Below are 23,483 nucleotides of genomic sequence, written 5' to 3' on the forward strand. Positions count from 1 at the left end.
TGTCAGCCCGATACACCTCAGCCCGAGAACTTCAGAAGGAGACGTCGTGACGACACGACAACAAGGCAGGGCCTGGACCTGGCGGCAGCTCATGGCCGTGGTGCTCGCCGGACTGGTCGTCGGTGGAGGCCTGTCCGCCGTGGCGGCCCAGGCGGCCCCCGGGACCTCGAGCGTCGACCCCGAGCAGGCATCGGCCCCGACCGACCTGCCGGTCGCGGACGTGCTGGACGTGGACTTCTCCGACGGCACCCCGACGGACCGGGCACAGAACCGCCCGGTGACGACCGTCGGCGCCCCGACGTACGCGCTCGACCCTGCCATCGGGCGTGCCGTGCCCAGCTTCAACGGCACCGCCGACGCCTACACGTACCCGTTGGGTGACGCCTGGGACGAGAACCAGGCTGCGAACATCACCCGGTCGGTGACCGTGGAGTGCTTCTTCCGCTACGACGACAGCCTGCCGACGAGCACCGAGAGGAACCTCTGCTCCGGCAAGGAGGCCGGCGGCTACAGCCTCTACGTGCCCGCCAACTCCTCGGTGGTCCGCTGGGGCGTCCACATCAACGGCGGCTACCGCACCGCGTCGGCACCCCTCGTCGCCGACGCATGGCACCACGTGGTGGCGACCTACGACGGTGCCGACCTCGAGCTCCACGTCAACGGCGAGCTGGTGAGCACCACCTCCTACGCCGGACGAGCCACCGTTCCCGGGGAGGCAGCGCGCTACTTCGGCATCGGCTCGGACATCAAGGCCGCAGGCGTCGCCCAGGCGTTCGCGCCGGCCACCATCGCCGCCGCGCGCATCTACAGCGAGGCGCTGACCCCGGACCAGGTCGCCGACCTCTTCACGGCGCAGGCGCCCACGGCGCCGACCGAGCCGACCGAGCCGACCGAGCCGACCCCGACGGAGCCGGCACCCAGCGAGCCCGCCGACGGCCTGCCCGAGGCGGACGTCCTGGACGTCGACTTCTCCGACGGTGCCGCGACCGACGACGCGAACGACCTGACCGCGACGACGTACGGCGCGCCGGGCTTCGCAACCGACCCGATCCTCGGACGCACCGTCGCGACCTTCGACGGCATGGCCGACGGGTTCACCTACCCGTTCCAGGAGGCGTGGGACGGCACCAACCCTGCCAACATCACGCGGTCGGTCACGGTCGAGTGCTGGTTCCGGTTCGACAGCAGCGTTCCTGTGGACCGCGAGCACAACCTCTGCTCGGGCAAGGAGGCCGGTGGCTACAGCCTCTACGTCGCCAACAACACCGACGTCATCCGGTGGGCCGGCCACATCGACGGCACGTACAGGTCCGTCTCGGCACCGATCAAGTCCGACACCTGGTACCACGTCGTCGGCACCTACGACGGCACGAAGCTGGCGCTGTACGTCGACGGCCGGCTCTCGGGGGTGGCCCAGGTCGGCGGCGCTCTGCGCGCCCCCGCCGCCGCCGCACAGCACTTCGGCATCGGCGCGGACATCAAGGCCGGTGGCGTCGCCCAGGGCTGGGCCCACGGTGCGGTCGCACTCTCCCGTGTGTACAGCCGGGCACTCACCGACGACCAGGTCGGCGACATCCACCGTGCCCTGGTTCCTGGGGCCCCGACCGACCCTGACCCGACCGAGCCGGGCGAGCCGGGCGAGCCGGGCGAGCCGGGCGGACCGGTGACGGTGCCGACCGCCGACCTCCTCGACGTCGACTTCACCAACGGCTCGCCGGCCGACCACGCGGCGAACCGGGAACCGGCCGTCTTCGGTGCACCGCGCTACCGGGCCGACGACGACATCGACCACGTCACCGCAGCCTTCGACGGGGCGCGCGACGGCATCGTCTACCCGATGTCCGACGCCTGGGACACCACGCGCGCCGACGACATCACCGACTCGATCACGCTCGAGTGCTGGTTCCGGTTCGACGGCACGCTGCCGCAGACACGTGAGCACGCGGTCTGCTCGGGCAAGGAGGCCGGCGGCTACAGCCTGTACGTCCCCGGTGGGACCTCCCAGGTCCGGTGGGGCGTCCACATCGACGGCGGCTACCGGGCCGCGTCGGCTCCCATCGTCGCCGACACCTGGTACCACGTGGTGGGCACCTTCGACGGGCGCGACATCCGGCTCTACCTCGACGGCGAGCTGGCCGCGGCGACCACCCACCCGGGTAGAGCGACCGTGCCGAACGGCACGTTCTTCACGGTCGGTGGGGACAACAACTCCAGCGGCAACGCGCAGTTCTTCGCCAAGGCCTCGGTGGCGACCGCCAGGTTGTGGAGCACGCCGTTGGACGCCGAGCAGGTGGCCCTCCTCGAGCAGCGCACCACCACCGCGACCGAGGTCCCCGAGGCCGACGTCCTCGACGTCGACTTCAGCGACGGCACGTTCACCGACCGTGCAGCCGGGCGGATCCCGCTGATCACCGGTCGCGCCAGCGCAGTGACCGACCCCGCCCTCGGGCGGTCCGTGGCCACCTTCAACGGCCAGACCGACTCGATCATCTACCCGATGGAGGACGCCTGGGACGCCGGGCACACCCCGAACATCCTCGGGGGCGCGTCGATCCAGTGCGACTTCCGGTTCAACGACCCGTTGCCGGTGCCTCGTGAGCGGGACCTCTGCTCGGGCAAGAACGGCGGTGGCTACAGCGTCTACATGACTGGCTCCAGCCTGCGAGCGGCGTTCCACATCGACGGCGCCTACCGCTCGGTGACTTCGCCGCCCCTGCAGTCCGGTGTCTGGTACTCCTCGGTGTCGACCTACGACGGCTCCACCATCCGGCTCTACGTCGACGGACGCCAGGTCGCCGCGGCGTCGGTGACGGGGACGCCCGGGTTGCCCGTCGGGGACGCCCGCTACTTCGCCGTGGGCTCCGACATCAAGGCCGGTGGCTTCACCGAGTTCCCGTCGCACTCCGCGGTCGCGGCTGCCCGCATCTGGTCGTCCGCGCTCAGGCCGAAGCAGGTCTCGCGGCTCAACTACGACGGCTTCGGGGCCCGTCGGGTCGACGTGTCGCTCGACGCCAGCCGGCCGGCGGCCGGCGAGCGGCTCGAACGACCGGTGGTCTTCTCGCCCGCCTTCACCAACCAGGGAGCGGCCACCGGGTGGCGCTACACGCTCGACGGCCGTCCCGTGCAGCCCGGGGAGCGGATCGGCGCGGGGCTGGCCGCCGGCGACCACGCGATCGCCATCTCTGCGACCGACATGTTCGGCCGGCAGCTGGCCTGGACGGTGCCGTTCACCTCGAGTGCGATCCCGAGGGCCGGCGGCACCGAGACCGGCCAGGGCGGCGGGCAGGTCACCTTGTCCGCAGTCGCCGAGGACCCTGCCGGGGCGGAGGTCACCACCACGTTCCGGGCAGCCGAGGCGAGCGTCGCCAGCGGCGGCGTCCAGGGCGTCGTGCCGATGATTCCCTCCACGCTGGAGTTCCCGTACGGCGAGGGCGGTCAGGTCACGGGCCGTCTCGTCGAGGACGACGAGACGGCCGACTCGCCTTCGAGCCACGGCCAGCTGCCGTTCCAGCGGTACGACGTGGCGGTACCGGACGCCGAGAGCGGGCGCCACGTCGAGTGGAGCGGCGTCGTCGACCCGGAGCGCGTCGCGACGCTGCTGGCGTGGGACACCGCCGCCTCGGCATGGACCGAGCTCGCCAGCACGCGTGGGCAGGCCGTCGGTGACACCGTGCTGCGGGCTCGCATCACCGACGACCACGTCGATGCGGGCGTCGTGCACGTGATGGTCGTCGCCGAGGACCCCTTCGCCGACGACCTCTCGCCGCGGGACGCCTCGGCCGGCCTGCCGGCGAACAAGGACCGGTTCGAGGACCCGGAGGACTACGACTTCTCTTTCGTGCACTGGAGCGACCCGCAGTTCCTCGCCGAGGGTGCGACGGGCAGCGACTTCCAGTGGCCGGCGAGCCCCGACCACCCCGGGACGATGACGGCCCAGGAGCAGGCGCTGTGGGCGGCTGCCTACCGCGGCATCGCGGACTGGACGGTCGACAACGCCGACGAGAAGAAGATCGCCTTCGCCGGCAACACCGGGGACCTCATCAACAGCAACACCGCTGACCCCCAGAGCACCGACGCCCAGGGCGAGCTGCTCTACCCCGGCCTCGGCGGGCAGATCGACGCCGAGTTCGAGTTCGCGACCGGTGTCACCGAGCGCCTGGCGGAGAGCGGGATCCCGCACCAGGTGGTCGCGGGCAACCACGACAACCGGATCGGCAAGGAGACCGGTGCCCAGTCGACGTTCAGCCGCGCGTTCTCGGCTGACAACTTCTACGAAGAGGCGTCCGGCTGGCCCGCGGGTGCGTCGTACCACGCCTGGGACGAGACCACGGACGACGACGGCACCGTCGCCGTCCGTGGCGAGGACAACCAGAACAACTACGTCCTCTTCTCCGCCGGTGGCCTCGACTTCGTCGCCGTCGGGCTCTCCTACGGCGTCACGAAGGAGGAGGGGACCTGGGCCAGCTCGGTGTTCGAGCGCTACAGCGACCGGAACGGCATCCTGCTGACCCACGGGTACGTCAACCCCTCGACCGACCCGGCCGGCCGGGACGGTGAGGTCACCGCCGACGGCAGCCTGCTGTTCCGGCAGGTGGTCGCGTCGAACCCGAACGTGTTCCTGGTGCTCTCCGGGCACTACCACGGGGTCGGCACGAACCTGCAGACCTTCCACGGCCCGACCGTCTCGCACAAGGTCGTGGAGATGCTCGCGGACTACCAGGCCTACCAGGTCCCGGTCCGGAAGATCTTCACCGAGGAGAACTGCCCGACCTGCGTGGTCCAGCCCGACGGCTCGATCGACGTCGACGGCGACGGGACCGCGGACCACGCCGGCACCAACCAGCTGCTGTTCGGAGCCAGCTTCCTCCGGCTCCTGCAGTTCAACACCCTGGAGTCGACGATGTCGGTCGACACGTACTCGCCGTTCCTCGACGAGTTCGGGGCGACGCCGTACGACACGTCGGCCCGGTACAACGGCGCGGAGGACAACTTCACGATCCCGGTGGACCTCTCCACGCGGACGACGTCGTTCAAGACCGACGCGCTCACGGTCGTCACCCCCACCGACACGGTGATCGGGACGGCCACCCGGGCGTCCGGCTTCCCGGCCTCGGTGACGTGGTCCGGGCTGGAGACGGGCACGACGTACGCCTGGACCGCCACCAGCACGAGCGCCTCGGGGGAGGACCTGGGGACGGCCGACCAGTTCGGTGGCGTCTTCGTCGCGACGGTCGCCGGCACGGACTCGACCGCTCCGGTGCTTGAGTTCCCCGCGGCCACGAGCGTGCCCCAAGGCTCCGACTTCGACCCGCTGGGCGATGTCACTGCCACGGACGACGCCGACGGCGACATCAGCGACAAGGTCACGGTGATCGGCTCGGTCGACACCACCCAGGTCGGTCAGTACACGCTGCTCTACTCGGTCAGCGACGCCACGGGCAACCAGGCGCAGGCCGAGCGCACGGTGCGGGTGACCGCGGTCGCCCAGCCGGTGCGCGTCCAGACCTCCGTCGCGGCCGAGGACGTCGACGCGACCTTCGGCCAGGGGGCGACGTTCACCGCGCGGGTCACCCCCGCCTCGGCGACCGGGGTCGTCCGGTTCCTCCTCGGCGAGGACGAGCTGTGCTCCTCCCCGGTGGTGGACGGGACGGCTACCTGCAACCGGGCAGTGCTGCCGCCTCCGGGCAACCACGTGGTGACGGCCGAGTACGGCGGTGACAGCGGGCACGCACCCTCGACCCGGGCGTTCGTGCTCGCCGTGGGCCAGCCCGCGCCGACGACGCCGGGCGGCCCGACCGACCCCGGTGACCCCGGCGAGCCCGGCGAGCCCGGCGAGCCCGGCCAGCCCGGCCAGCCCGGCCAGCCGGTCAAGGAGCGGATCGTCGCCAAGCTGTTCGGTGCGAACAATGGTGGCAAGCGCGACGTCGTCACGGTCAGGACGAGCGACGTCGCAGCCGGTGCCCGGGCCAAGCTGTTCCGCGTCCAGGACGGCAAGCGCCACCTCGTGAGGACCGGCCGGCTCGACGGCAACGGCGCCAGGACGTTCCGCATCACTGACAGGAACGGCCGGGCCTTCACGACCTACGTCGTCAAGGTCGCCCCCCAGAAGGCCCACAAGGGCGACCTGACGAACCAGAGGCGCGTGCGCTGACGGTTCCCGGTCCTGGCACTCCTGCCGGCTACCACCCACGACCGGCCGCCTTCCTCGGGGAAGGCGGCCGGTCGGTCGGTTCGTCCCGCGGACGGGCGTGCCGGCGCTGCACCGACCAGTGGCGACGCGGCGGCGCCGACCGCGACGCAGCGAGCCCCTGACCGGGACTCCGGTCAGGGGCTCGCTTGGTGCCGTGCGGCACTGGGGTGAGTAACGGGACTTGAACCCGCGACATCTGCGACCACAACGCAGCGCTCTACCAGCTGAGCTATACCCACCATGTCCTCCGAGAGCTCGGAGGCCGCGAGAAGCATACGGGACTCAGGCGCCCGCCGCGGAATCCGGGTCGGCGACGCCGGCGAGGGCGCCGGCGTGCTTGGCGGCGATCGTGCGTGCGGTGTCGGAGTCCGGGCCGGGCTGCGGGACGAAGACCGCCTCGCGGTAGTAGCGCAGCTCCTCGATGCTCTCGCGGATGTCGGCGAGCGCGCGGTGGTTGCCGCGCTTGGCGGGCGCCTGGTGGTAGGCGCGGGGGTACCACCGGCGCGAGAGCTCCTTGATCGAGCTGACGTCGACGATCCGGTAGTGCAGGAACCCCTCGAGCTCGCTCATGTCGCGCGAGATGAACGCGCGGTCGGTGCCCACCGTGTTGCCCGCGAGCGGTGGCCGGCTGCCGCTCGGGCAGTGCTCGCGCAGGTAGGCCAGCGTGCGCTCCTCGGCCTCGGCGAGCGTGACCCCCTTCTCCAGCTCGGCCAGGAGCCCGGAGCTCTCGTGCATGCTGCGCACGAAGTCGCCCATCTGGTCCAGCGCCTCGTCGGGCGGGCGGATCACGATGTCGACGCCCTCGCCGAGCACGTTGAGCTCGAAGTCGGTGACGAGCGCCGCCACCTCGATCAGCGCGTCCGCGCGCAGGTCGAGGCCGGTCATCTCGCAGTCGATCCAGACGAGTCGGTCGTTCACGAGGGGTCACCCTACGGGCAGCCACCGACGACGGCGCCGCCGGCGACTTGGCCGCCGCTCCGGCCCGGGCGGAGGATGCGGGGATGCGCGTCACCCCCGAGTTCGTCGCCGGCCTGCCCAAGGCGGAGCTCCACGTCCACCACGTCGGCTCCGCGTCGCCGCGGATGGTGGCCGAGCTCGCCGCCCGCCACCCCGGAACGGTGCCGAGCGACATCGACGAGCTGCGCCGCTTCTACGAGTTCCGCGACTTCGCCCACTTCATCGAGGTCTACCTCGCCGTCGTCGACCTGGTGCGCACGCCCGAGGACATCCGCTACGTGACCTACGAGGTCGCCCGCGAGATGGCCGAGGGGCAGTCGCTGCGGTACGCCGAGCTCACGTGCACGCCGTACACCTCGGTGCGTCCCCACGACCCCGAGCCCGGCATGGCGATCGAGGCATACACCGAGGCGATCGAGGACGCCCGGGTCGCGGCTGAGCGCGACTTCGGGCTGGTCCTGCGGTGGATCTACGACATCCCCGGCGAGGCCGGCTTGCCCAGCGCGGACGCCACGCTCGGGTTCGCGCTGGAGCACGCGCCCGACGGCCTGGTCGGCTTCGGCCTGGGCGGTCCGGAGGTCGGCGTGCCGCGCCCGCAGTTCCAGCCGCACTTCGACGCTGCCCGCGCGGCGGGCCTGCACTCCGTGCCGCACGCGGGCGAGACCACCGGCCCGGAGACCGTCTGGGACGCGCTGCGCCTCCTCGGTGCCGAGCGGATCGGCCACGGGACGTCCGCGGCGCAGGACCCCGCGCTGCTCGCCCACCTCGCCGAGACCGGCGTACCGCTCGAGGTGTGCCCCTCCTCCAACATCGCCACCCGCGCCGTCGCAGACCTCTCCGAGCACCCGATCACCGCGTTCCGCGACGCCGGGGTGACGGTGACGATCGCCTCCGACGACCCGCCGATGTTCGGCACGACGCTCAACCGGGAGTACGAGATCGCCGCGGAGCTGCTCGACCTCGACACCGACGGGGTCGCCGACCTCGCGCGCACCGCCGTCCGCGCCTCCTTCGCGGAGGACGCCGTCAAGACGCGGGTCCTCGCCGAGATCGACGCGTACGTCGCCGACGGCACCCGGCCGCGGTGACCTGACCGCAAGCAGGCGCCTGCGCGGCCGGACGGTCCTATGCTGGCCAGCATGTCCGTGCAGCCGATCCGAGTCGCGGTGGCGAACGACTACGAGCTGGTCGTCGCTGGTCTCGCCGCGATGCTCGCACCCTTCAGCGAGCAGGTCGAGGTCGTCGAGATGGACAGCGGGCTGCCGGTCGCCAGCGAGGTCGACGTCGTCCTCTTCGACACCTTCGCGCAGGGCGAGGCGGAGCACGTCGACCTCGACGGGCTCCTCGACTGCCAGGACACCGGCACCAAGGTCGTCGTCTACAGCTGGAACACCGACCCCGACGTCGTCGACCGCACGTTGCGGCGCGGAGCCGCGGGCTACCTGCACAAGGCCGTGGGGGCGGAGGAGATCGTCGCCGCGCTGGAGAAGGTCCGCGACGGGGACGTCGTGCGCCCCGACGGCCAGGTGGACGGCACGCCGGACCTGCTGACCGACGGCGCCTGGCCGGGCAAGGAGCAGGGCCTCAGCCCGCGGGAGTCCGAGATCCTCGCGCTCATCACCCAGGGGTTCTCCAACCAGGAGATCGCCGAGCGCACCTACCTGTCGATCAACTCGATCAAGACCTACATCCGCACCGCCTACCGCAAGGTGGGGGTGACCCGCCGCGCCCAAGCCGTCGGCTGGGGGATGAGCCACGGGTTCGCGCCCGACAAGGTCCGCCGGGTCGCGTCGGTGGACTGACCGCGGCCCGACGGGACACCGGGCGCGCATGGACCTCAGCCTGCGCCTCCTCCGCCACGGGTACGACGCCGTCGCCGCCGACCGCGCCGCCCACGGCGTACCGCCCGACGCCGGCACCCATGCCACCCGGCTGGTCGGCCGCCGGGCGGTCGTGGTGCGCAGCGAGCCGGGGGTCCGGTTCTTCTACGACGAGTCCGCCGCGGAGCGGAAGGGCGTCGTCCCGCCGCCGCTGGCGTGGCTGCTCTTCGGCCGCGGCGCGCTGCACGGCATGGACGGCGACCCGCACCGCGACCGCAAGCGGGCGATGGTCGACGTCCTCTCCGCCGGCGGGCTCGGCCCGCTGGTGGCCCGCGTCGCCGAGGAGCTCGACGGGGCCGCCGCGACCTGGCCCGGTCGCGAGGTCTCGGTCCACCCGACGCTCGTGTCGGCGTACGGCCGTGCGGTCCTGGCCTGGGCCGGCCTCGACCTCGACGACGACCGCGCCGACACGGTCGCGCGGCGGCTCTCGCAGCAGGTCGACGGCTTCGGCTTCGCGGGCCCGGCCTACGTCCGCGGGTGGGCCTCCCGGCTGTGGTGGGACCGGTACGCGACCGGGCTGGCCGCCGACCTGCGCGCCGGGCGCGCCGGCACGGGCGCGGACGCCCCGGCGGCGCGGCTCGTGCGGAGCATCGACGCCGACGACCGCACGGCCGGCGTCGAGCTGGGCAACATCCTGCGTCCCACCATCGCGGTGTCGTGGCTCGGCACCTTCGCCGCCCTGCGCCTGGCCGACCTGCCGGTATGGCGCGAGCGGCTCGCCGACCCGGGGGAGGAGCTGGCCCGGATGGCCTTCGCCCAGGAGGTGCGCCGGACGACGCCCTTCGCCCCGGTGCTCGCGGCGCGGGCCACGCGGCCCGCCACGATCGACGGCGTGCGCGTGCGACGCGGCGACCGGCTCGTCCTCGACATCATGGGCATCGACCACGACCCGGCCCGGTGGGAGGCGCCGCACGAGTTCCGCCCGGAGCGGTTCCTCGACCACGCGCCCGGCGCGTTCGACCTGGTGCCCCAGGGCGGTGGTCACCCGGCCGGCCACCGCTGCCCGGGTGAGTCGCTGACCCTGCGGGTGCTCGAGGCGACGCTGCGGGTGCTGGCGGGCGTGCCCTACGAGGTGGCGGACCCGGCGGTCGACCTGACCCGGATGCCGACGACCCCGCGCGACGGGCTGGTCGTCAGGGTGCCGGCGGGTGCTCCGCGCCGATCTGGTCGCGCATCGTCTCCAGGATCCGCGTGAGCACGCGGGAGACCTGGACCTGGCTCACGCCGAGCTCGTCGCCGATCTCGCGCTGGGTCTGGTCCTCGTAGAAGCGCAGGTAGAGCACGCGCTTGTCCCGCTCGGACAGCCCACGCATGACCGGGGCCAGGACGGCGCGCGCCTCGGCGGCGCCCTCGTCGGGCTCCTGGGGCAGCACCTCGCCGAGGCTGGTGCCGGCGTCGTTGCCGACCGGCTGGTCGAGGGACGTCGGCTGGAAGCAGCCCAGGCCCTGGAGCGCCTCGCGGTGCTCCTCGGGCGTGATGCCCAGCTCGGCCTCGACCTCCTCGGCGGTCGGCTCGCGGCCGAGCTCCTGCTCGAGCCGGTCGGTGGCCATGGTCAGGTCGCGCTGCAGCTCCTGGACGCGGCGCGGCGGACGGACCATCCAGCCCTGGTCGCGGAAGTGCCGCTGGATTTCGCCGCGGATGGTGGGGACGGCGTAGGTCAGCAGGTCGTCGCGCACGGTCGGGTCGAAGCGGTGGACCGCCTTGACCAGTCCCTCGTAGGCGACCTGCTGGAGGTCCTCCAGCGGGATGCCGCGACGGCGGTAGCGGTTGGCGACGGCGTCGGCGACGCGCTGGTTGAGGAGCACGACCTCGGAGAGGAGCGCGTCGCGCTCGCTGCCGGTCGCCTCCTGGGCTCGACGGAGAAGGTCGGCGGTGCGGCGGGAGCGTTCCTCGCGCGACACCGTGCGATGGTCGACGCCGAGAGCGGTGTGGGGCGTGTGCATGGGCGGTCCGCCTCCTTCCGAGTGGGGTGCGATCCGCGGCCCGGTGTCCGGGCACGCACTCGACGTTGCCCGGAACCGGTCTGGTCCACCACCACCCATTGGGGTGTGTTGTCGCCCACGGGGGCGCTCAACGCCGGCCGGCGCCCCACCCGACCAGGGCCCAGACGGTCTTGCCGTCCTCGGTGGGCCGGCTGCCCCAGTCGTCGGCCAGCACGGTCACCAGGCTGAGCCCGCGGCCGGACTCGTCCTCCGGGGTCGTACGACGCCGGCGCGGCCGCGCGAGCTCGGGGTCGCGGACCTCCAGCAGCACGGCCTCGTCGAGCCGGCGCAGCTGCACCGTGGCCGGCGGCTCCGCGTGCACCAGCGCGTTGGCCAGCAGGGCGTCGACGACCTGCACGGCGTCGGCGACCCGGTCGGCCGGCATCGACCAGCGCTCGAGCTGGTCGGCCACGGCCCGGCGCACGTCGCGGACGCCGGCCAGGGAGCCCACCTCGAACCGGGCGACGCCGCCCACCGGGTCCGCCTGCGCGCGCGCCACGACCATCGCGACGTCGTCGTCGACGCCCGTGCCGGTCAGCGTGGTGACCACCTCGTCGAGCAGGCGGGAGGCCGGCAGCGTCGTCCGCGGCGCCACGGCGGCGCTGAGCCGCTCGAGGCCCAGCTGGAGGTCCTCACCGCGCCGCTCGACCAGGCCGTCGGTGTAGAGCAGGAGGACGTCGGCCGGGCCGAGGTGCACCGTCGTCGGCGCGAGCCCGTAGTGACCGGCACCCAGCGGCGGCCCGACCTCGCGCAGGAGGGACAACCGGCCGTCGGCGTGCGCGTGCACCGGCGGGAGGTGCCCGGCGTTGGCGTAGGTCAGCGTGTGGTCGGAGGCGTCGAACACGGCGTACACACAGGTGACGATCTGGTCGCCGGCGAGGTCCTGCACGAGCGGGTCGAGGTGCTCGAGAACGTCGGTGGGGGAGAGGTCGAGCTTGGCGAAGGCACGCGTCGCGGCGCGCAGCTGGCCCATGACCGCGGCCGCGCGGACGCCCCGGCCCATGACGTCGCCGATGACGACCGCCGTGCGGCCGGCGCCGAGGTCGATCACGTCGTACCAGTCGCCGCCGACCTGGGTGCCGACGACGCCGGCGCGGTAGTACGTCGCCACCTCGAGGCCTGCGACGTCGGGGTCCGTGCGCGGCAGCAGGCTGGCCTGGAGGTCGCGGGCGATGTGCCGCTCGCGCTCGACGACCTCGCGCTCGGCCTCCGCGGCGACGAGCCGCTGCTGCAGCGCCCGCTGGTCGGTGATGTCCTGGAAGGAGCCGCGCACCAGCCGGCTGCCGTCCGGGCCGACGGCGGGCTCGCCGAAGGACTGGAACAGCCGGACCTCGCCGGACGGCGTCACGATCCGGACCTCGTAGACGATCGTCTCGCCCCCGGTCGCGGCCCGCAGCCGGTCCAGCACCAGCCCGAGGTCCTCGGGGTGGACCAGCTGGGTGATGGTCGCGCGGGCGCCGCGCTCCTCGGCGTCCTCGCGGGTGAGCCCGAGCATGTCGAAGAACGTGCGCGAGCCGGTGATCGAGTCGCGGTCCAGGTCGACCTCCCAGCTGCCCAGGCGCGCCAGCCGCTGTGCCTGGTCGAGCAGCTCGCGGCTGCGCTCGAGGGCGATGCGGACCCGGTGCGCCCGGTCGAGCTCGAGGTTGACCCGGACGCGGGCCAGCAGCTCGCGGGCGGAGAACGGCTTGACCAGGTAGTCGTTCGCGCCGGCCTCGAGCCCCTCGAGCGTGCCCTCCTCGCCGGCCCGCGCCGACAGCATGATGACGGGGACCGAGGTGAGCGCCGGGTCGGCCTGCATCCGGCGCAGCAGCCCGAAGCCGTCCAGCTCGGGCATCATCACGTCGGTCAGCACCAGGTCGGGCACGTCCTCGGCCATCTGCGCCAGGGCGTCGAGCCCGTCGACGGCCGTGCGGACGTCGTACGCCGGCGCCAGCAGGTCGTGAATGTAGCGACGCATGTCCTCGTTGTCGTCCACGACGAGCACCCGGCCGCGTCGGTCCTCCTCGCCGCGCGCTCCGGTGGCGCGGGCGCCCTCGACCTCGCCGGCCGTGCCGCCGGGGGAGCCGTCACGAGCCGAGTCCGCCCCGGGCAGCCAGCGGAAGCTCTGCTCGACGAAGGCCCGGGCCCGCTCGCCGGCGCCCGTGTCGAGCGGCTCGTCGGCGGCGTGGCGGACCCGGTCCTCCGGCAGGTGCGCCCAGCCGAGGGGCAGCGTGACGGTGAACGTCGTGCCGCGGGCGGGGCCCTGGGTCCGGCTCGTCGCGCCGACGCGACCGCCGTGCAGCTCGACCAGCTCGCGGACCAGGGCCAGGCCGATCCCGGTGCCCTCGTGGGTGCGCGACCGTGTGCCCTGGACCCGGTGGAACCGCTCGAAGAGGCGCGGCAGGTCGGCGGTCGGGATGCCGCTGCCGGTGTCGGTCACGCTGAGCACGGCCCGGCCGTCCTCGGAGCCCAGCCGCACGGTGATGCCGCCCTCGAAGGTGAACTTCAGCGCGTTCGAGACGAGGTTGAGCACGACCTTCGCCCAAGCCTCGCGGTCGACGTACGCCGTGAGGGGGCCGTCGCAGTGCACCGCCAGGTCCAGCCCGCCGCGCTCGGCGGCCGACTCGAACATCGCCGCCAGCTCCGCGGTGTAGGCACACAGGTCGGTCGCGACGAAGTCCGACGCGTCCCGGCCGGACTCCAGGCGGGAGAAGTCGAGGAGGGTGTTGACCAGCTGCAGCATCCGCTGCCCGTTGCGCGCGATGACGTCGAGCCGCGCGCGCTGCCCGGGTGGCAGCGGCTGGGCGGTGTCGTTCAAGGCATCCTCGGCCGGCCCCAGGAGCAAGGTCAACGGGGTCCGCAGCTCGTGGCTGACGTTGGTGAAGAAGTCCGTCTTGACCTGGTCGAGCCGGGCGAGCTCCGCCGCGCGGTCCTTCTCGTGCTCGATCGCCCGCGCGTCCCCGATGGCGGCCGACAGCTGCGCGGCGAGCAGCTCCAGGAAGTCGCGGTAGCCGCCGTCGAGCGGGCGGTAGCGGTTGAGGCCGACGACCAGCGCGCCGTACGGCGTGCCCTGTCCCGGCTGCATCAGCGCGGTCACGTAGGCGCGGGTGGGCGGTTCGGACCAGGCGCCCGTCGGCAGGTCGGGGAACAGCTCGTCGATGGCGCCCACCACGACGTCCTCGCCGCGCCAGGCGCTGTGCAGCGGCCACACGGCGTCCGGCGCGGTCACCTCGATGACCGGCGGGGCGGCCGGGTGCTCCGGCGAGATGCCGGCCAGGCCGCGGCGGTGGGCGACGGCCCCGTCCTCGCCGAAGAGGTACACCACGACGAACGGCAGCGAGGCGGAGTTGCCCGCGAGGTGCTCGCAGGCCGCGGCCACCGCCGCGGCCTCGCTGCCCGCGGCGCCGACCCGGATGCCGAGGTCACGCAGGGTGGTCATCCGACGCGTCGAGACCACCTCCTCGGTGTCCTCGGTGACCACGCACAGCATCCCCGCGACAGAGCCGTCGTCGTCGGAGAGCGGGCTGTAGGAGAAGGTGTGGTAGGTCTCCTCGACGTAGCCGCTGCGCTCGAGGAAGAGCAGCAGCTTCTCGTCCCAGGTCGCCTCGCCGGTGGACATGACCCGGTCGATGCGCGGGCCGATGTCGGGCCAGATCTCCCGCCAGACCTCCGAGGCGGGGCGCGCAAGGGCCCAGGGGTACTTCGTGCCCAGCGTGTCGCGGCGGTAGGCGTCGTTGCAGAGGAACGTCAGCTCCTCGCCCCACGCCATCCACATCGAGAACTTCGAGCTGAGCATGATCCGCACCGCGTTGCGCAGGCTCAGCGGCCAGGTGTCCGGCTCGCCCACGGTCGTGCGCGACCAGTCCACCTCCAGGAGGTCCCGCCCGATCCGACCGGAGGCCCGCAGGACCTCCGTCATCGAGGTCCCGGCAGGGGTTGCGCTCATCGGCCGACCGCGTCGCGAGCCGTGGCGTACGACGCGAGCACCCGGTCCAGACCCGTCAGCTCGAGGATGCGTGCGACCGGCGGCTGGATGCCGGCGACCGCGAGCGAGCCGCCCAGGCCGCGGGCACGCCGGTGGGCGGCCACGAGCGCGCCCAGCGCCGAGGAGTCGATGAACGGCACCTCGGTCAGGTCGACCACCACCCGGACGTGGCCGTCGACCATGAGGTCGTTGAGCACCAGCCGGAAGCCGCCCACCGTCGCGAGGTCGATCTCGCCGCGGCCGACGACGACGGCGTGCCCGTCGAGGTGCTCGACGCGCAGGCTCAGCTGCTCCTCGCTCGAGGCGTCGGACGTCATGGCAGGTCGCTGTCTCCGAGAGGGGGAACGGGCGTCGGCTGGGATCGTGCTGGGGGTCGGGCTGGGGGTGGCGCTGGGATCGTGCTGGGTGCGGCGGGCACAGTCTCAGGCACCCCGGGGGCGATCCGGCGCTTTTCGCCACCTTTGGCCCACAAGGGTGAGGTCGCTGGCCGCCCCATCCTGCCAAGCAGCGCGCCGCCGACGTGAACCGGCCCGGGGGCCCCGGCCTACGAGTCGGGTGGGCCCGGTGGCCGGGACGTCCCCTCGCGCCCGCCACGATCGCCCGCGTTCGTCAGGCGACGAGGTACCACGGCAGGAGCATCCCGACCACGGTCAGCGCCCAGCCCAGGAAGACCAGGCCGAAGCCATGGGTGGTCGGGTCGTCGGCGGTGCGGTAGTCCGCCAGGCGCCGCCGCAGGCCGAGGACCGCGCAGACGAGCCCGCCGAGGAGCAGCGGCACGCCGTACAGCGTCTGCTCCTGGCTGGTGCCGAGCCCCATCACCAGGTAGATGCCGGCCAGGGAGGCGCTGACCGCGAGCAGCGGCACGATGCCGCGCAGCAGCGTCCACAGCGACATCCGCTTGACCGCGCGGTTGAGCGCGGCGTCGCCGCGGCGGAGGGTGGCGTGCTCGCGGTGGTTCTCGTCGGCCACGCCGCACCTCCCGGTTCGTCGGACGGAGCGCACTTGCCCGGCCGGAGGTGGGACGAAACGCGGTGGTGGCGTCCCCGTGAGTCGGTCGCCTTCCTCGGCGGCGGGGAGGCGGGGCGGACCCTGGCGACGCGCTCGGGGCCCACGAGGTGCTCGTGCTCGCCCACCGGGATCTCCCGGACCCTCCGCTGGCCGGTAGGCGGACCGTCCGAGGTGCTGTCGGGGGGTTTGCGACGGGCCGCTGGCCGGAGGTCTATCGTCCTCGACGGCGCTTGGTGCCAACGGCGGTGGCTGGGCCGCTGACTCCGATGGTTGAAGGGCAATCGTCTTGACGCGACGCGGGGGTCGGGTGTCTGCGCCGACTGCCGGGCAGGGCGGGCGTTTCTCGCTGCACCCGGCGCAGGCGTTGGTCGCCGCGTTCGCTACCGCTGTGGCACTGGGAGCGGGCTTGTTGATGTTGCCGCTGTCCAGCACAGGGCCGGGCGGGACGTCGCTGCTGACCGCGTTGTTCACCTCCACCTCGGCCGTGTGTGTGACCGGCCTGGTGGTGGTCGACACCTCCACGCACTGGTCCGCATTCGGAGAGGGCGTCATCCTCGTCCTCATCCAGCTCGGCGGGCTGGGGATCATGACCTTCGCCTCCCTGCTCGGCTTGTTGGTCTGGCGTCGCCTCGGGCTGCGGTCGCGGCTGACCGCTGCGGCGGAGACCAAGGCCGTGGGGCTCGGCGACGTGCGGTCGGTCGTGCGGGGTGTGGTCATCACGAGCCTGGTCTTCGAGGCCATCACCGCCGCGCTCCTCGCTGCGCGGTTCGCCCTCGGGTACGACGAGCCCTGGGACCGCGCGGCATACCTCGGGCTGTTCCACGCCGTCTCGGCCTTCAACAATGCCGGTTTTGCGCTCTGGTCCGACAGCCTGACCCCGTTCGTCACTGACCCGTACATCTGCCTGCCCGTCGCGTTCGCAGTGATCGCCGGGGGCCTTGGGTTCCCCGTCTGGCTCGAGCTGCACAAACACGTTCGCCAGCCCCGCCGCTGGAGCATGCACACCCAGATGACCCTCGCCGCGACAGCCGGACTGCTGGTCGCCGGGGCGGTGTTCGTCACCGCCAATGAATGGAGCAACCCGGGCACGCTCGGAGCGCTCGACCCGCCCGGTCGACTGCTCGCAGGTTTCTTCCACGGCGTGATGCCTCGGACAGCGGGGTTCAACAGCGTCGACTACGGTGCGATGCGAGACGGCACACTGCTGGCCACGGAGATCCTCATGTTCATCGGGGGAGGTTCCGCCGGGACCGCCGGGGGGATCAAGGTCACGACCTTCGTCCTGTTGTTTCTCGTCATCTGGGCCGAGGTGCGCGGCGACCGCGACGTCGAGGCGTTCGAGCGGCGCATCGGTGACCGCACGATCCGTCAGGCGCTCACCATCGCGCTCCTCGGCGTCGCCGCCGTCGTGGCCTCGACCCTCGTGCTGCTCGAAGTGAGCGAGCAGACCACCGAGGCGGTGCTGTTCGAGGCCGTCTCCGCCTTCGCCACCGTGGGCCTGTCCACAGGCATCACCGCGGACCTGCCTGCTTCCGGCCAGCTCGTCCTCACCGCGCTCATGTTCTTGGGGCGACTCGGTCCCATCACGCTGGTCTCAGCGCTCGCCCTCCGCGAACGTCCGACCTTGCACCGTCTCCCGGAAGGACGACCCATCATTGGCTAGGAAGTCGAACGGCGGCGTCGCCGTACTCGGTCTCGGCCGGTTCGGACGCTCCCTCGCCCTCGAGCTCGCCAGCGACGACGTCGAGGTCCTCGGCGTGGACGCCGACCCGCGCATCGTCCAGTCCCTCGCCGGACGCCTCACCCACGTCGTCGAGTCCGACACCACTGACGAGGACGCCATGCGCCAGCTCGGCATCGCTGACCTCGACATCGTCGTCGTCGGTGTCGGCAACGACCTCGAGTCCAGCATCCTCACCGCGTCGGTCGCCATCAACCTCGGCGTCCCGGACGTGTGGGCCAAGGCCATCAGCGGCGCCCACGCCCGCATCCTGTCCCAGATCGGCGTCCACCACGTAGTACGCCCCGAGCACGACATGGGCAGGCGTGTCGCCCACCTCGTGCGCGGCGGCATGGCCGAGTACATCGAGTTCGACGACGGCTACGCCTTCGCGAAGACGACACCCCCGCCCGCCTTGCTCAACCGCAGCCTCGCCGGCTACGGGGTCCGGCAGCAGTACGGCGTCACCGTCGTCGGCGTCAAGAGCGCCGACGGAGAGTTCACCTACGCCACCGCAAGCACCGTCCTCCGATCCGGCGACCACATCATCGTCTCCGGACCCCGCGACCGCGTCGAGGCATTCAGCCGCCTCACCACCACGCGGTGACACACCGGCCCAGGACCCGAGCCGCTGGGCGGCACGGAAGGACTAGAGGTTCGACCGTGTGCCAGGACGTCGACGGCGCCGCGAGACGCCCGCACGCGCGACGCGCCAGATCCTGCTGGGCTTCGTCCCTCGCCGGGCGGCAGCGCGGGCCGAGTGCGAGCGGAAGCGCCCGAGGATCGGCAGCGCTGGAAACACGTGCCATGGCAGGCAGGACAGCACGGCGGGCCGCCGCGAACCAACGCGGGTGCAGCGCTGGTGGTGGGCGCCCCCGGCAGGATTCGAACCTGCGACCGGCGGATTAGAAGGCCGCTGCTCTGTCCAGCTGAGCTACGGAGGCGGGGGACCGAGAGCCTCGACGTCCGGCGTCGATCCGCCCCGAAGTATGCCGCACGGGGAGGGGCCCTCCCTCCTGCGCGGTCAGGGGCGGGCGGCGTCGACCACGAGGGCGGCCACCCTCCGCGCCGTCCCGGCCGACGGCGGTACGCCGTCGCGCAGCCGCATCGCCAGGTCGCCCGAGAACACCAGGGCGAGCGCGTCGGCCACCGCGTCCGCGCGCGGCCCGGCCACCGGCTCGGCGAGCCGGCGCAGGCGCGCGCGCAGCGACGCGGTCTCCTGCTCGACGGCTGCGGCGAGGACGGGCGGCGGGTCGGCGTACGCCGCCGCGGTGCCGAGGAAGGCGCACCACCGCGCCCCGGTCGCGCGGCCGCGGAAGTCGTCGAGCGCGTCGAACACCGCGAGCAGGCGGTCGCGGTCGGTGCGCGCGCGCTCGACGGACGCGTCCCAGACGTCGAGCCACTCGGCGTGCCGACGGTCGAGCGCCGCGGCGACGAGCGCCTCCTTGCTGCCGTAGGCGCGGTAGAGCGTCGCGGGGGAGACCCGCGCGTGCTCGAGGATCCGGTCGACCGGGGCCGTGGCGTCGCCCGCTGCGAAGACGACCTCGTCGGTCGCGTCGAGGAGTCGCGCGCGCGTGCTCTCCCGGGTGCTCACCAGGCCGAGTCTAGGCTGGCGAAGTGAAACGATCGTTTTCGTTCGGGTCGCTGCGTGCGACGGCGCTCGTGGTGCTCGGCACGTGCCTGATCGCCGGGACCTACGGTCTCGTGCGGCTGGCCTACGGCCTGTTCCTGCCCGACATCCAGGCCTCGGTGCCGCTGGGCTCCGCCCTCGCGGGCTACGTGTCGTCCGGCGCGTCCGCGTCGTACTGCCTCGGCGCGGTGGTCGGCGTGGTCGCGGCCGACCGCCCCCGTCTGCTGGTCGTGGGGGCGTTCGCCACCGCGTCGGTCGGCGCGCTCGGCATGGCCCTGGCTCCCGGTGTGGGCCTCCTCGTCCCGGCGGTGGTGCTCGCCTCGGCCGGTGCCGGTCTCGCCTCGCCGGGGATGGTGGGCGTCGTCGCCCGTGGCTTCGACGCGGACCTGGTCGCCCGGGCGCAGGCGACCGTCAACTCCGGCACCGGGCCCGGGCTCGTCGGCGCGGGCGTGCTCGCGCTGGCCGTGCCGGACTGGCGGGCCGGGTTCGCGATCAGCGCGGCACTCACCGCCGCCGCGGGGATCGGCGTGCTGCTGCTCGACCGCGTGGGAACGGACGTGGCGGGTGCCGACCCCGCCCCCCGTCGTACGTCGCCGGGCGGTCGGACGTGGTTGGGCGCGCTCGGACGCCCGCTCGCCGGGGCCCTCCTGCTCGGCGCGGCCTCGGCGACGGTGTGGACCTACGGTCGCTCGCACCTGGTGGGGGCCGGCGCGAGCGACACCGGGTCGGTGCTGGCCTGGGTCGCCCTCGGGCTCGGGGGAGCGGCGACGGTGGTGACCGCCGGCGCGCTGAGCGCCCGGCCCGCGCCCCGCGCCTGGATGCTCACGACCGTCGGGGTGGCCGTAGCGGTCGCGGGGCTCGCCGCACCCGGGTGGCTGCCGGGGGCCGTGCTCGCGTGCGCGATGTTCGGGTGGGCGTTCGTCGCGGCGACCTCCGCCCTCATCGCCTGGGTCGGTGAGCTCGCGCCGGGTCGTGCGGCCGCCGGCACCTCGGCCGTGTTCGTGGCCCTGGTGCTCGGTCAGGCGGCCGGGTCCGCCGCGGCCGGGGCCGTGGCCGACGGGGTGGGGCTCGGCGCGGCGTTCGTGGGTGCGGGGGTGACGGCCCTCGCGGCGGCCGCGTGCGGCTGGGGTCGCCGGCCGGCGGTCGTCCCGGAGCCGTCGGACCGCGTGGCGGTCAGCGGGTCGCGCTGACCGCGCGGCCACTCCGGGTCCGGGGTCACTTCCAGACGACGCTCGCGAGGACGGAGTCGATGAGCTCTCGCTGCTCCGGGCCGGGGATCGTCGACGGCAGGTAGAACTCGATCTCGACGGCGACACCGTCGTACGGCGTCCCGAAGCTCGCGACGGACCGCCCCGCGCCCTTCGAGCCGGTGTGGTGGAACATCTCGACGCCGTTGACGTCCACGCGCGGCCGGACCTTCGGACCGGTCTCGTAGCCCCAGGTCTTCAGCGCAGCCTGCTCGTAGCCGTCCAGGTCCGTGCCGCTGGCGGCCTCGAAGAAGGTGAACGACATGTCCGCGCCGGTCGCGGGGTCGTAGCCGATGACGATCGTGTCGTCGCTGTTGACCTCGTCCAGCTCCCACTCGTCCGGGAGGTTGACGGTGACCACCTCGGACTCGACGACGGGCCCGGTGGCGGCCCCGGCCGCCGGTGCGGCGGACGTGGACGCCGAGGTCGACGCCGATGCGCTGGCCGACGGGCTGGTCGACGCGGTGTCGGCGGTCGAGGCAGCGGGCGTGCTCGGGTCGGCCGAGGACTCGCCGTCGTCGGAGCCGCACCCGGTCGCAAGGAGCGCCACGAGGAGCGCAGCGGGCAGGAGGTGTCGGGGCGCTCGTCTGGTCGTCATGGCGGGCTCACTTCCACTGGATGCTGGCGAGGGTGGACTCGACCAGGCGCTTCTGCTCGGCCTGGGGGATGGTCTCCGAGAGGTGGAACTCCACCTCGACGGCGAGTCCCTCGTACGGCACGCCGTAGACCTCGACGACCCGGCCGCCGCCGGTGTTCCCGGTGTGCCGGAACATCTCCACGCCGTCGACCTCGACCCGCGGCCGGATGTCCGGCCTGCCGTCGTCGTACGTCCACGTCTTGAGGGCGGCCCGTTCGTAGTCGTCGAGCGACAGGCCGGGCTCGGTCGGGTAGTAGCCGAAGGTCACGTCGGCGCCGATGCCCGGCTCGTAGCCGAGGCTGATCGTGCCCGAGCTGTTCGCCTTGTCGAACAGCCACCCCTTCGGGAGGTTCGCGGTGAAGGCGTCGGACTCCACCTCCGGGCCGGTCGCCGGAGGGACCGAGTAGGTGGAGGACGGCGAGGGGTCCTCCGAGGGAGCCGTCGACCCGTCGCCCGACGGCGACGCGGAGCCCGTGGCTCCGCTCGATGTCGACGCGCCGGGGTCGGCCGTCGGCTCGTCGTCCCCGGACCCGCAGCCGGCGACCAGCAGGGCGAAGGTCAGCGTGGCCGCGCAGGAGGGCACGTCGGAGGGCGGGACGGTGCGGCAAGGGCGGGTCTCCCGGAAGCGAGGGTCGAGCGGCGGCCTCACCCTAGCCAGGACCGCCCCGGTCGCCAGGCGCCCGCGATCGGGAGGTGGCGGCGGACCTGGGGCGGACCGGACCTCAGCCGGATTGGACACCGGTCGGCCCGCCACGGAGGGTGGGGCGGACGACGCGATCGTCGTCCACTGGAACGAAGGGACGACCGAGGCGTTTTGCCCGACGCGGGAGCGGGTAGGCAGCACCTCGTCGCAGGGATCGGCCGCCGCGGACGGGGCGCGCTGCTAGAGAAGGAGATGCGGGTGAGCATTCTCGGGTTGGACCGCCTGATCGACATGGCGGTCGACGCCATCCAGGTCAACCAGGTCATCGAGTTCCTCGAGGAGTCCGTCGAGGACATCAAGGCGCGGCCGGTCGAGTCGATCTCTCCCGGCTCCTTCGGCAACCTCCCGGCCGCCACGGAGCTCGGTCACCACACGACGTTGGCTCGGGACACCGTCATCGAGGCGATCCAGGACGTGATCACCGGCCTCAAGACCTACGCCGAGAACGTCGACAGCTACCGCAAGGACGTCTTCGCCACCGACGAGGAGGTCAGCACGGTGAACGTCGCGCCGCTCCAGGTCGCGACCGACTGCATCACGGGGACCATCGCGGACCAGAACAGCTCGAGTGCACCCCAGTGCGTCGCGCCGGGCGGGAGTGAGGGCTGATGAAGGGGCCGGAGCAGCTCAGGCTCGAGGCGACGATCGACGCCTCGGCAGCCGAGGACATCGAGACCCGCAAGCGCAGCTGGATGTTGGCCGCCCGCGCGCTCGACGGCGTGGCCACCCGGCTGGAGAACGAGGTCGCACCGCGCGCCCGCGAAGCGATGGAGGGCCGCACCGGCCCGGAGGTCGCCAATGCCTTCACCGTCTCCGCCGAGGCGCTGCGCAAGAAGCACAAGGAGCTCGAGGACGCCGAGATCGCGCTGACAGCGGCCTCCGCGGCGATCCGCGAGGGCGAGAAGGCCAGGACGCAGCTGCGCGACCTGGTGATGCCGACGGCCCCGTCGCGAAGCCCCGGGTCGACGACCGAGCAGGACGTCCAGGCGCAGAAGGACCACGACTCCGCGGTCGCGAAGTTCTGGGCCGACTACGAGCACAACGAGCGCGTCGCCCGCGACGCCAACACCCACATGGAGACGACCTTCACCGGCTCCACCGAGGTGATGAAAAAGATCCACGGCATCCCCGACCCGGTCGAGCCGCCGATCAAGCACCAGCCGGGCGGCGGCGGAGGCGGTACGCCGCCGAGCAGCAGCCGTCGGCCGACGCCGCTGGCGGAGCTCCACCCGGTGGACACGCCGACGGGCACCCCGACCCCGACGCCGACACCCACGCCCACGCCGACCCCCACGCCCACGCCGACCCCACCGCCGGTCACGGTCGGGGAGGGGCCCGGTCTCACCCCCGGCCCGAACCCCGGTCCCGGCGTCCCGCAGGGTCCGGGCCTGCCCGGCGGTGGCGCGGGTCCGCTCGCGCCGGCCGCCGGAGGCGGCGTGGGTGCGTCGCCCGCCGGGTCCATCGGAGTCGGCGCAGGCGGGGCCCTCGGTGGCCTCGCGGGCGGTGCTGCCGCCGGCGGCCTCCTGGTCGGTGGCCTGGGCCAGGGCGGGCTCGGTGGCGCCCGG

Annotated in this window: 16 protein-coding genes, 2 tRNA genes and 1 pseudogene; 9 read left to right on the forward strand and 10 right to left on the reverse strand. The window is 73.1% G+C overall.

The genetic code is table 11. The features are described from left to right. Positions 1 to 46: 46 nt before the first annotated feature. Positions 47 to 6,151: a LamG-like jellyroll fold domain-containing protein gene (locus tag H7344_RS09955; RefSeq protein ID WP_186345840.1), complete on the forward strand. Its 6,105-nt coding sequence runs from the start codon at positions 47 to 49 to the stop codon at positions 6,149 to 6,151. A 202-nt stretch (positions 6,152 to 6,353) separates the two neighbouring features. On the opposite strand, the gene H7344_RS09960 is transcribed toward H7344_RS09955, so the two are convergent. After that, a tRNA-His gene (locus tag H7344_RS09960) sits at positions 6,354 to 6,429 on the reverse strand. Between the two features lie 43 nt (positions 6,430 to 6,472). Further along, complete coding sequence (gene orn / locus H7344_RS09965) at positions 6,473 to 7,108, reverse strand: oligoribonuclease (protein ID WP_186345841.1); 636 nt, start codon at positions 7,106 to 7,108, stop codon at positions 6,473 to 6,475. An 83-nt stretch (positions 7,109 to 7,191) separates the two neighbouring features. On the opposite strand from orn, the gene H7344_RS09970 reads away from it, so the two are divergent. Genes H7344_RS09970 through H7344_RS09980 form a run of 3 tightly spaced genes read left to right on the forward strand, consistent with a single transcriptional unit; the run spans position 7,192 to position 10,222 of the window. Continuing rightward, on the forward strand, positions 7,192 to 8,235 hold the full coding sequence (locus H7344_RS09970) for an adenosine deaminase (protein WP_186345842.1): 1,044 nt from the start codon (positions 7,192 to 7,194) through the stop codon (positions 8,233 to 8,235). Positions 8,236 to 8,286: 51 nt separating this feature from the next. Continuing rightward, positions 8,287 to 8,949 (forward strand): response regulator transcription factor, encoded by a 663-nt coding sequence (locus tag H7344_RS09975; protein ID WP_186345843.1) that lies wholly within the window; start codon positions 8,287 to 8,289, stop codon positions 8,947 to 8,949. Between the two features lie 28 nt (positions 8,950 to 8,977). Beyond that, positions 8,978 to 10,222 (forward strand): cytochrome P450, encoded by a 1,245-nt coding sequence (locus H7344_RS09980; protein WP_186345844.1) that lies wholly within the window; start codon positions 8,978 to 8,980, stop codon positions 10,220 to 10,222. On the opposite strand, the gene H7344_RS09985 is transcribed toward H7344_RS09980, so the two are convergent. The 4 genes from H7344_RS09985 to H7344_RS10000 all read right to left on the reverse strand — a co-directional run bounded on the left by H7344_RS09985 (position 10,161) and on the right by H7344_RS10000 (position 15,942). Continuing rightward, complete coding sequence (locus tag H7344_RS09985; RefSeq protein ID WP_186345845.1) at positions 10,161 to 10,970, reverse strand: sigma-70 family RNA polymerase sigma factor; 810 nt, start codon at positions 10,968 to 10,970, stop codon at positions 10,161 to 10,163. The two genes, H7344_RS09980 and H7344_RS09985, sit on opposite strands and share 62 nt — an antisense overlap. A 127-nt stretch (positions 10,971 to 11,097) precedes the next feature. Next, positions 11,098 to 14,934, reverse strand: a complete 3,837-nt coding sequence (locus tag H7344_RS09990; protein WP_186345846.1) for a SpoIIE family protein phosphatase — start codon at positions 14,932 to 14,934, stop codon at positions 11,098 to 11,100. Further along, a complete protein-coding gene (locus H7344_RS09995; protein ID WP_186345847.1) occupies positions 14,931 to 15,290 on the reverse strand; it encodes an STAS domain-containing protein in 360 nt (119 codons plus the stop codon). Before H7344_RS09995 ends, H7344_RS09990 begins: the two co-directional genes overlap by 4 nt. 292 nt (positions 15,291 to 15,582) lie before the next feature. Beyond that, positions 15,583 to 15,942, reverse strand: coding sequence for a hypothetical protein (locus H7344_RS10000; protein WP_186345848.1), 360 nt, complete (start codon positions 15,940 to 15,942; stop codon positions 15,583 to 15,585). Positions 15,943 to 16,288: 346 nt separating this feature from the next. On the opposite strand from H7344_RS10000, the gene H7344_RS10005 reads away from it, so the two are divergent. Beyond that, a complete protein-coding gene (locus tag H7344_RS10005) occupies positions 16,289 to 17,644 on the forward strand; it encodes a TrkH family potassium uptake protein (RefSeq protein WP_229706882.1) in 1,356 nt (451 codons plus the stop codon). Further along, positions 17,637 to 18,308: a potassium channel family protein gene (locus H7344_RS10010; protein ID WP_186345849.1), complete on the forward strand. Its 672-nt coding sequence runs from the start codon at positions 17,637 to 17,639 to the stop codon at positions 18,306 to 18,308. Before H7344_RS10005 ends, H7344_RS10010 begins: the two co-directional genes overlap by 8 nt. A 263-nt stretch (positions 18,309 to 18,571) precedes the next feature. On the opposite strand, the gene H7344_RS10015 is transcribed toward H7344_RS10010, so the two are convergent. Then, positions 18,572 to 18,645, reverse strand: a tRNA-Arg gene (locus tag H7344_RS10015). 80 nt (positions 18,646 to 18,725) lie between these two features. Further along, entirely contained in the window at positions 18,726 to 19,295 is a 570-nt protein-coding gene (locus H7344_RS10020) for a TetR/AcrR family transcriptional regulator (protein ID WP_186345850.1), read from the reverse strand. Between the two features lie 23 nt (positions 19,296 to 19,318). Here H7344_RS10020 and H7344_RS10025 point away from each other — a divergent pair, with 23 nt between their 5' ends. Continuing rightward, positions 19,319 to 20,521 (forward strand): MFS transporter, encoded by a 1,203-nt coding sequence (locus H7344_RS10025; RefSeq protein WP_186345851.1) that lies wholly within the window; start codon positions 19,319 to 19,321, stop codon positions 20,519 to 20,521. A 25-nt stretch (positions 20,522 to 20,546) separates the two neighbouring features. Here the strand turns inward: H7344_RS10025 and H7344_RS10030 are convergent, their stop codons facing one another. Both H7344_RS10030 and H7344_RS10035 read right to left on the reverse strand, forming a co-directional pair. Beyond that, entirely contained in the window at positions 20,547 to 21,176 is a 630-nt protein-coding gene (locus tag H7344_RS10030) for a hypothetical protein (RefSeq protein WP_186345852.1), read from the reverse strand. Positions 21,177 to 21,183: 7 nt separating this feature from the next. Beyond that, positions 21,184 to 21,798, reverse strand: a complete 615-nt coding sequence (locus tag H7344_RS10035) for a hypothetical protein (protein ID WP_186345853.1) — start codon at positions 21,796 to 21,798, stop codon at positions 21,184 to 21,186. Positions 21,799 to 22,116: 318 nt separating this feature from the next. Between H7344_RS10035 and H7344_RS10040 the strand changes: the two genes are divergently transcribed. Together H7344_RS10040 and H7344_RS20240 are read left to right on the forward strand one after the other, a co-directional pair. After that, the gene (locus H7344_RS10040) at positions 22,117 to 22,527 is read left to right on the forward strand and encodes a hypothetical protein (RefSeq protein ID WP_186345854.1); all 411 of its coding nucleotides are present in this window, start codon (positions 22,117 to 22,119) and stop codon (positions 22,525 to 22,527) included. Continuing rightward, positions 22,527 to 23,483, forward strand: a pseudogene (locus H7344_RS20240) (hypothetical protein); the annotation flags it as partial. The gene H7344_RS10040 and the pseudogene H7344_RS20240, both read left to right, overlap by 1 nt.

It is taken from the genome of Nocardioides deserti (assembly GCF_014266025.1).
In the GTDB taxonomy this organism is placed as follows: Bacteria; Actinomycetota; Actinomycetes; order Propionibacteriales; family Nocardioidaceae; genus Nocardioides; species Nocardioides deserti.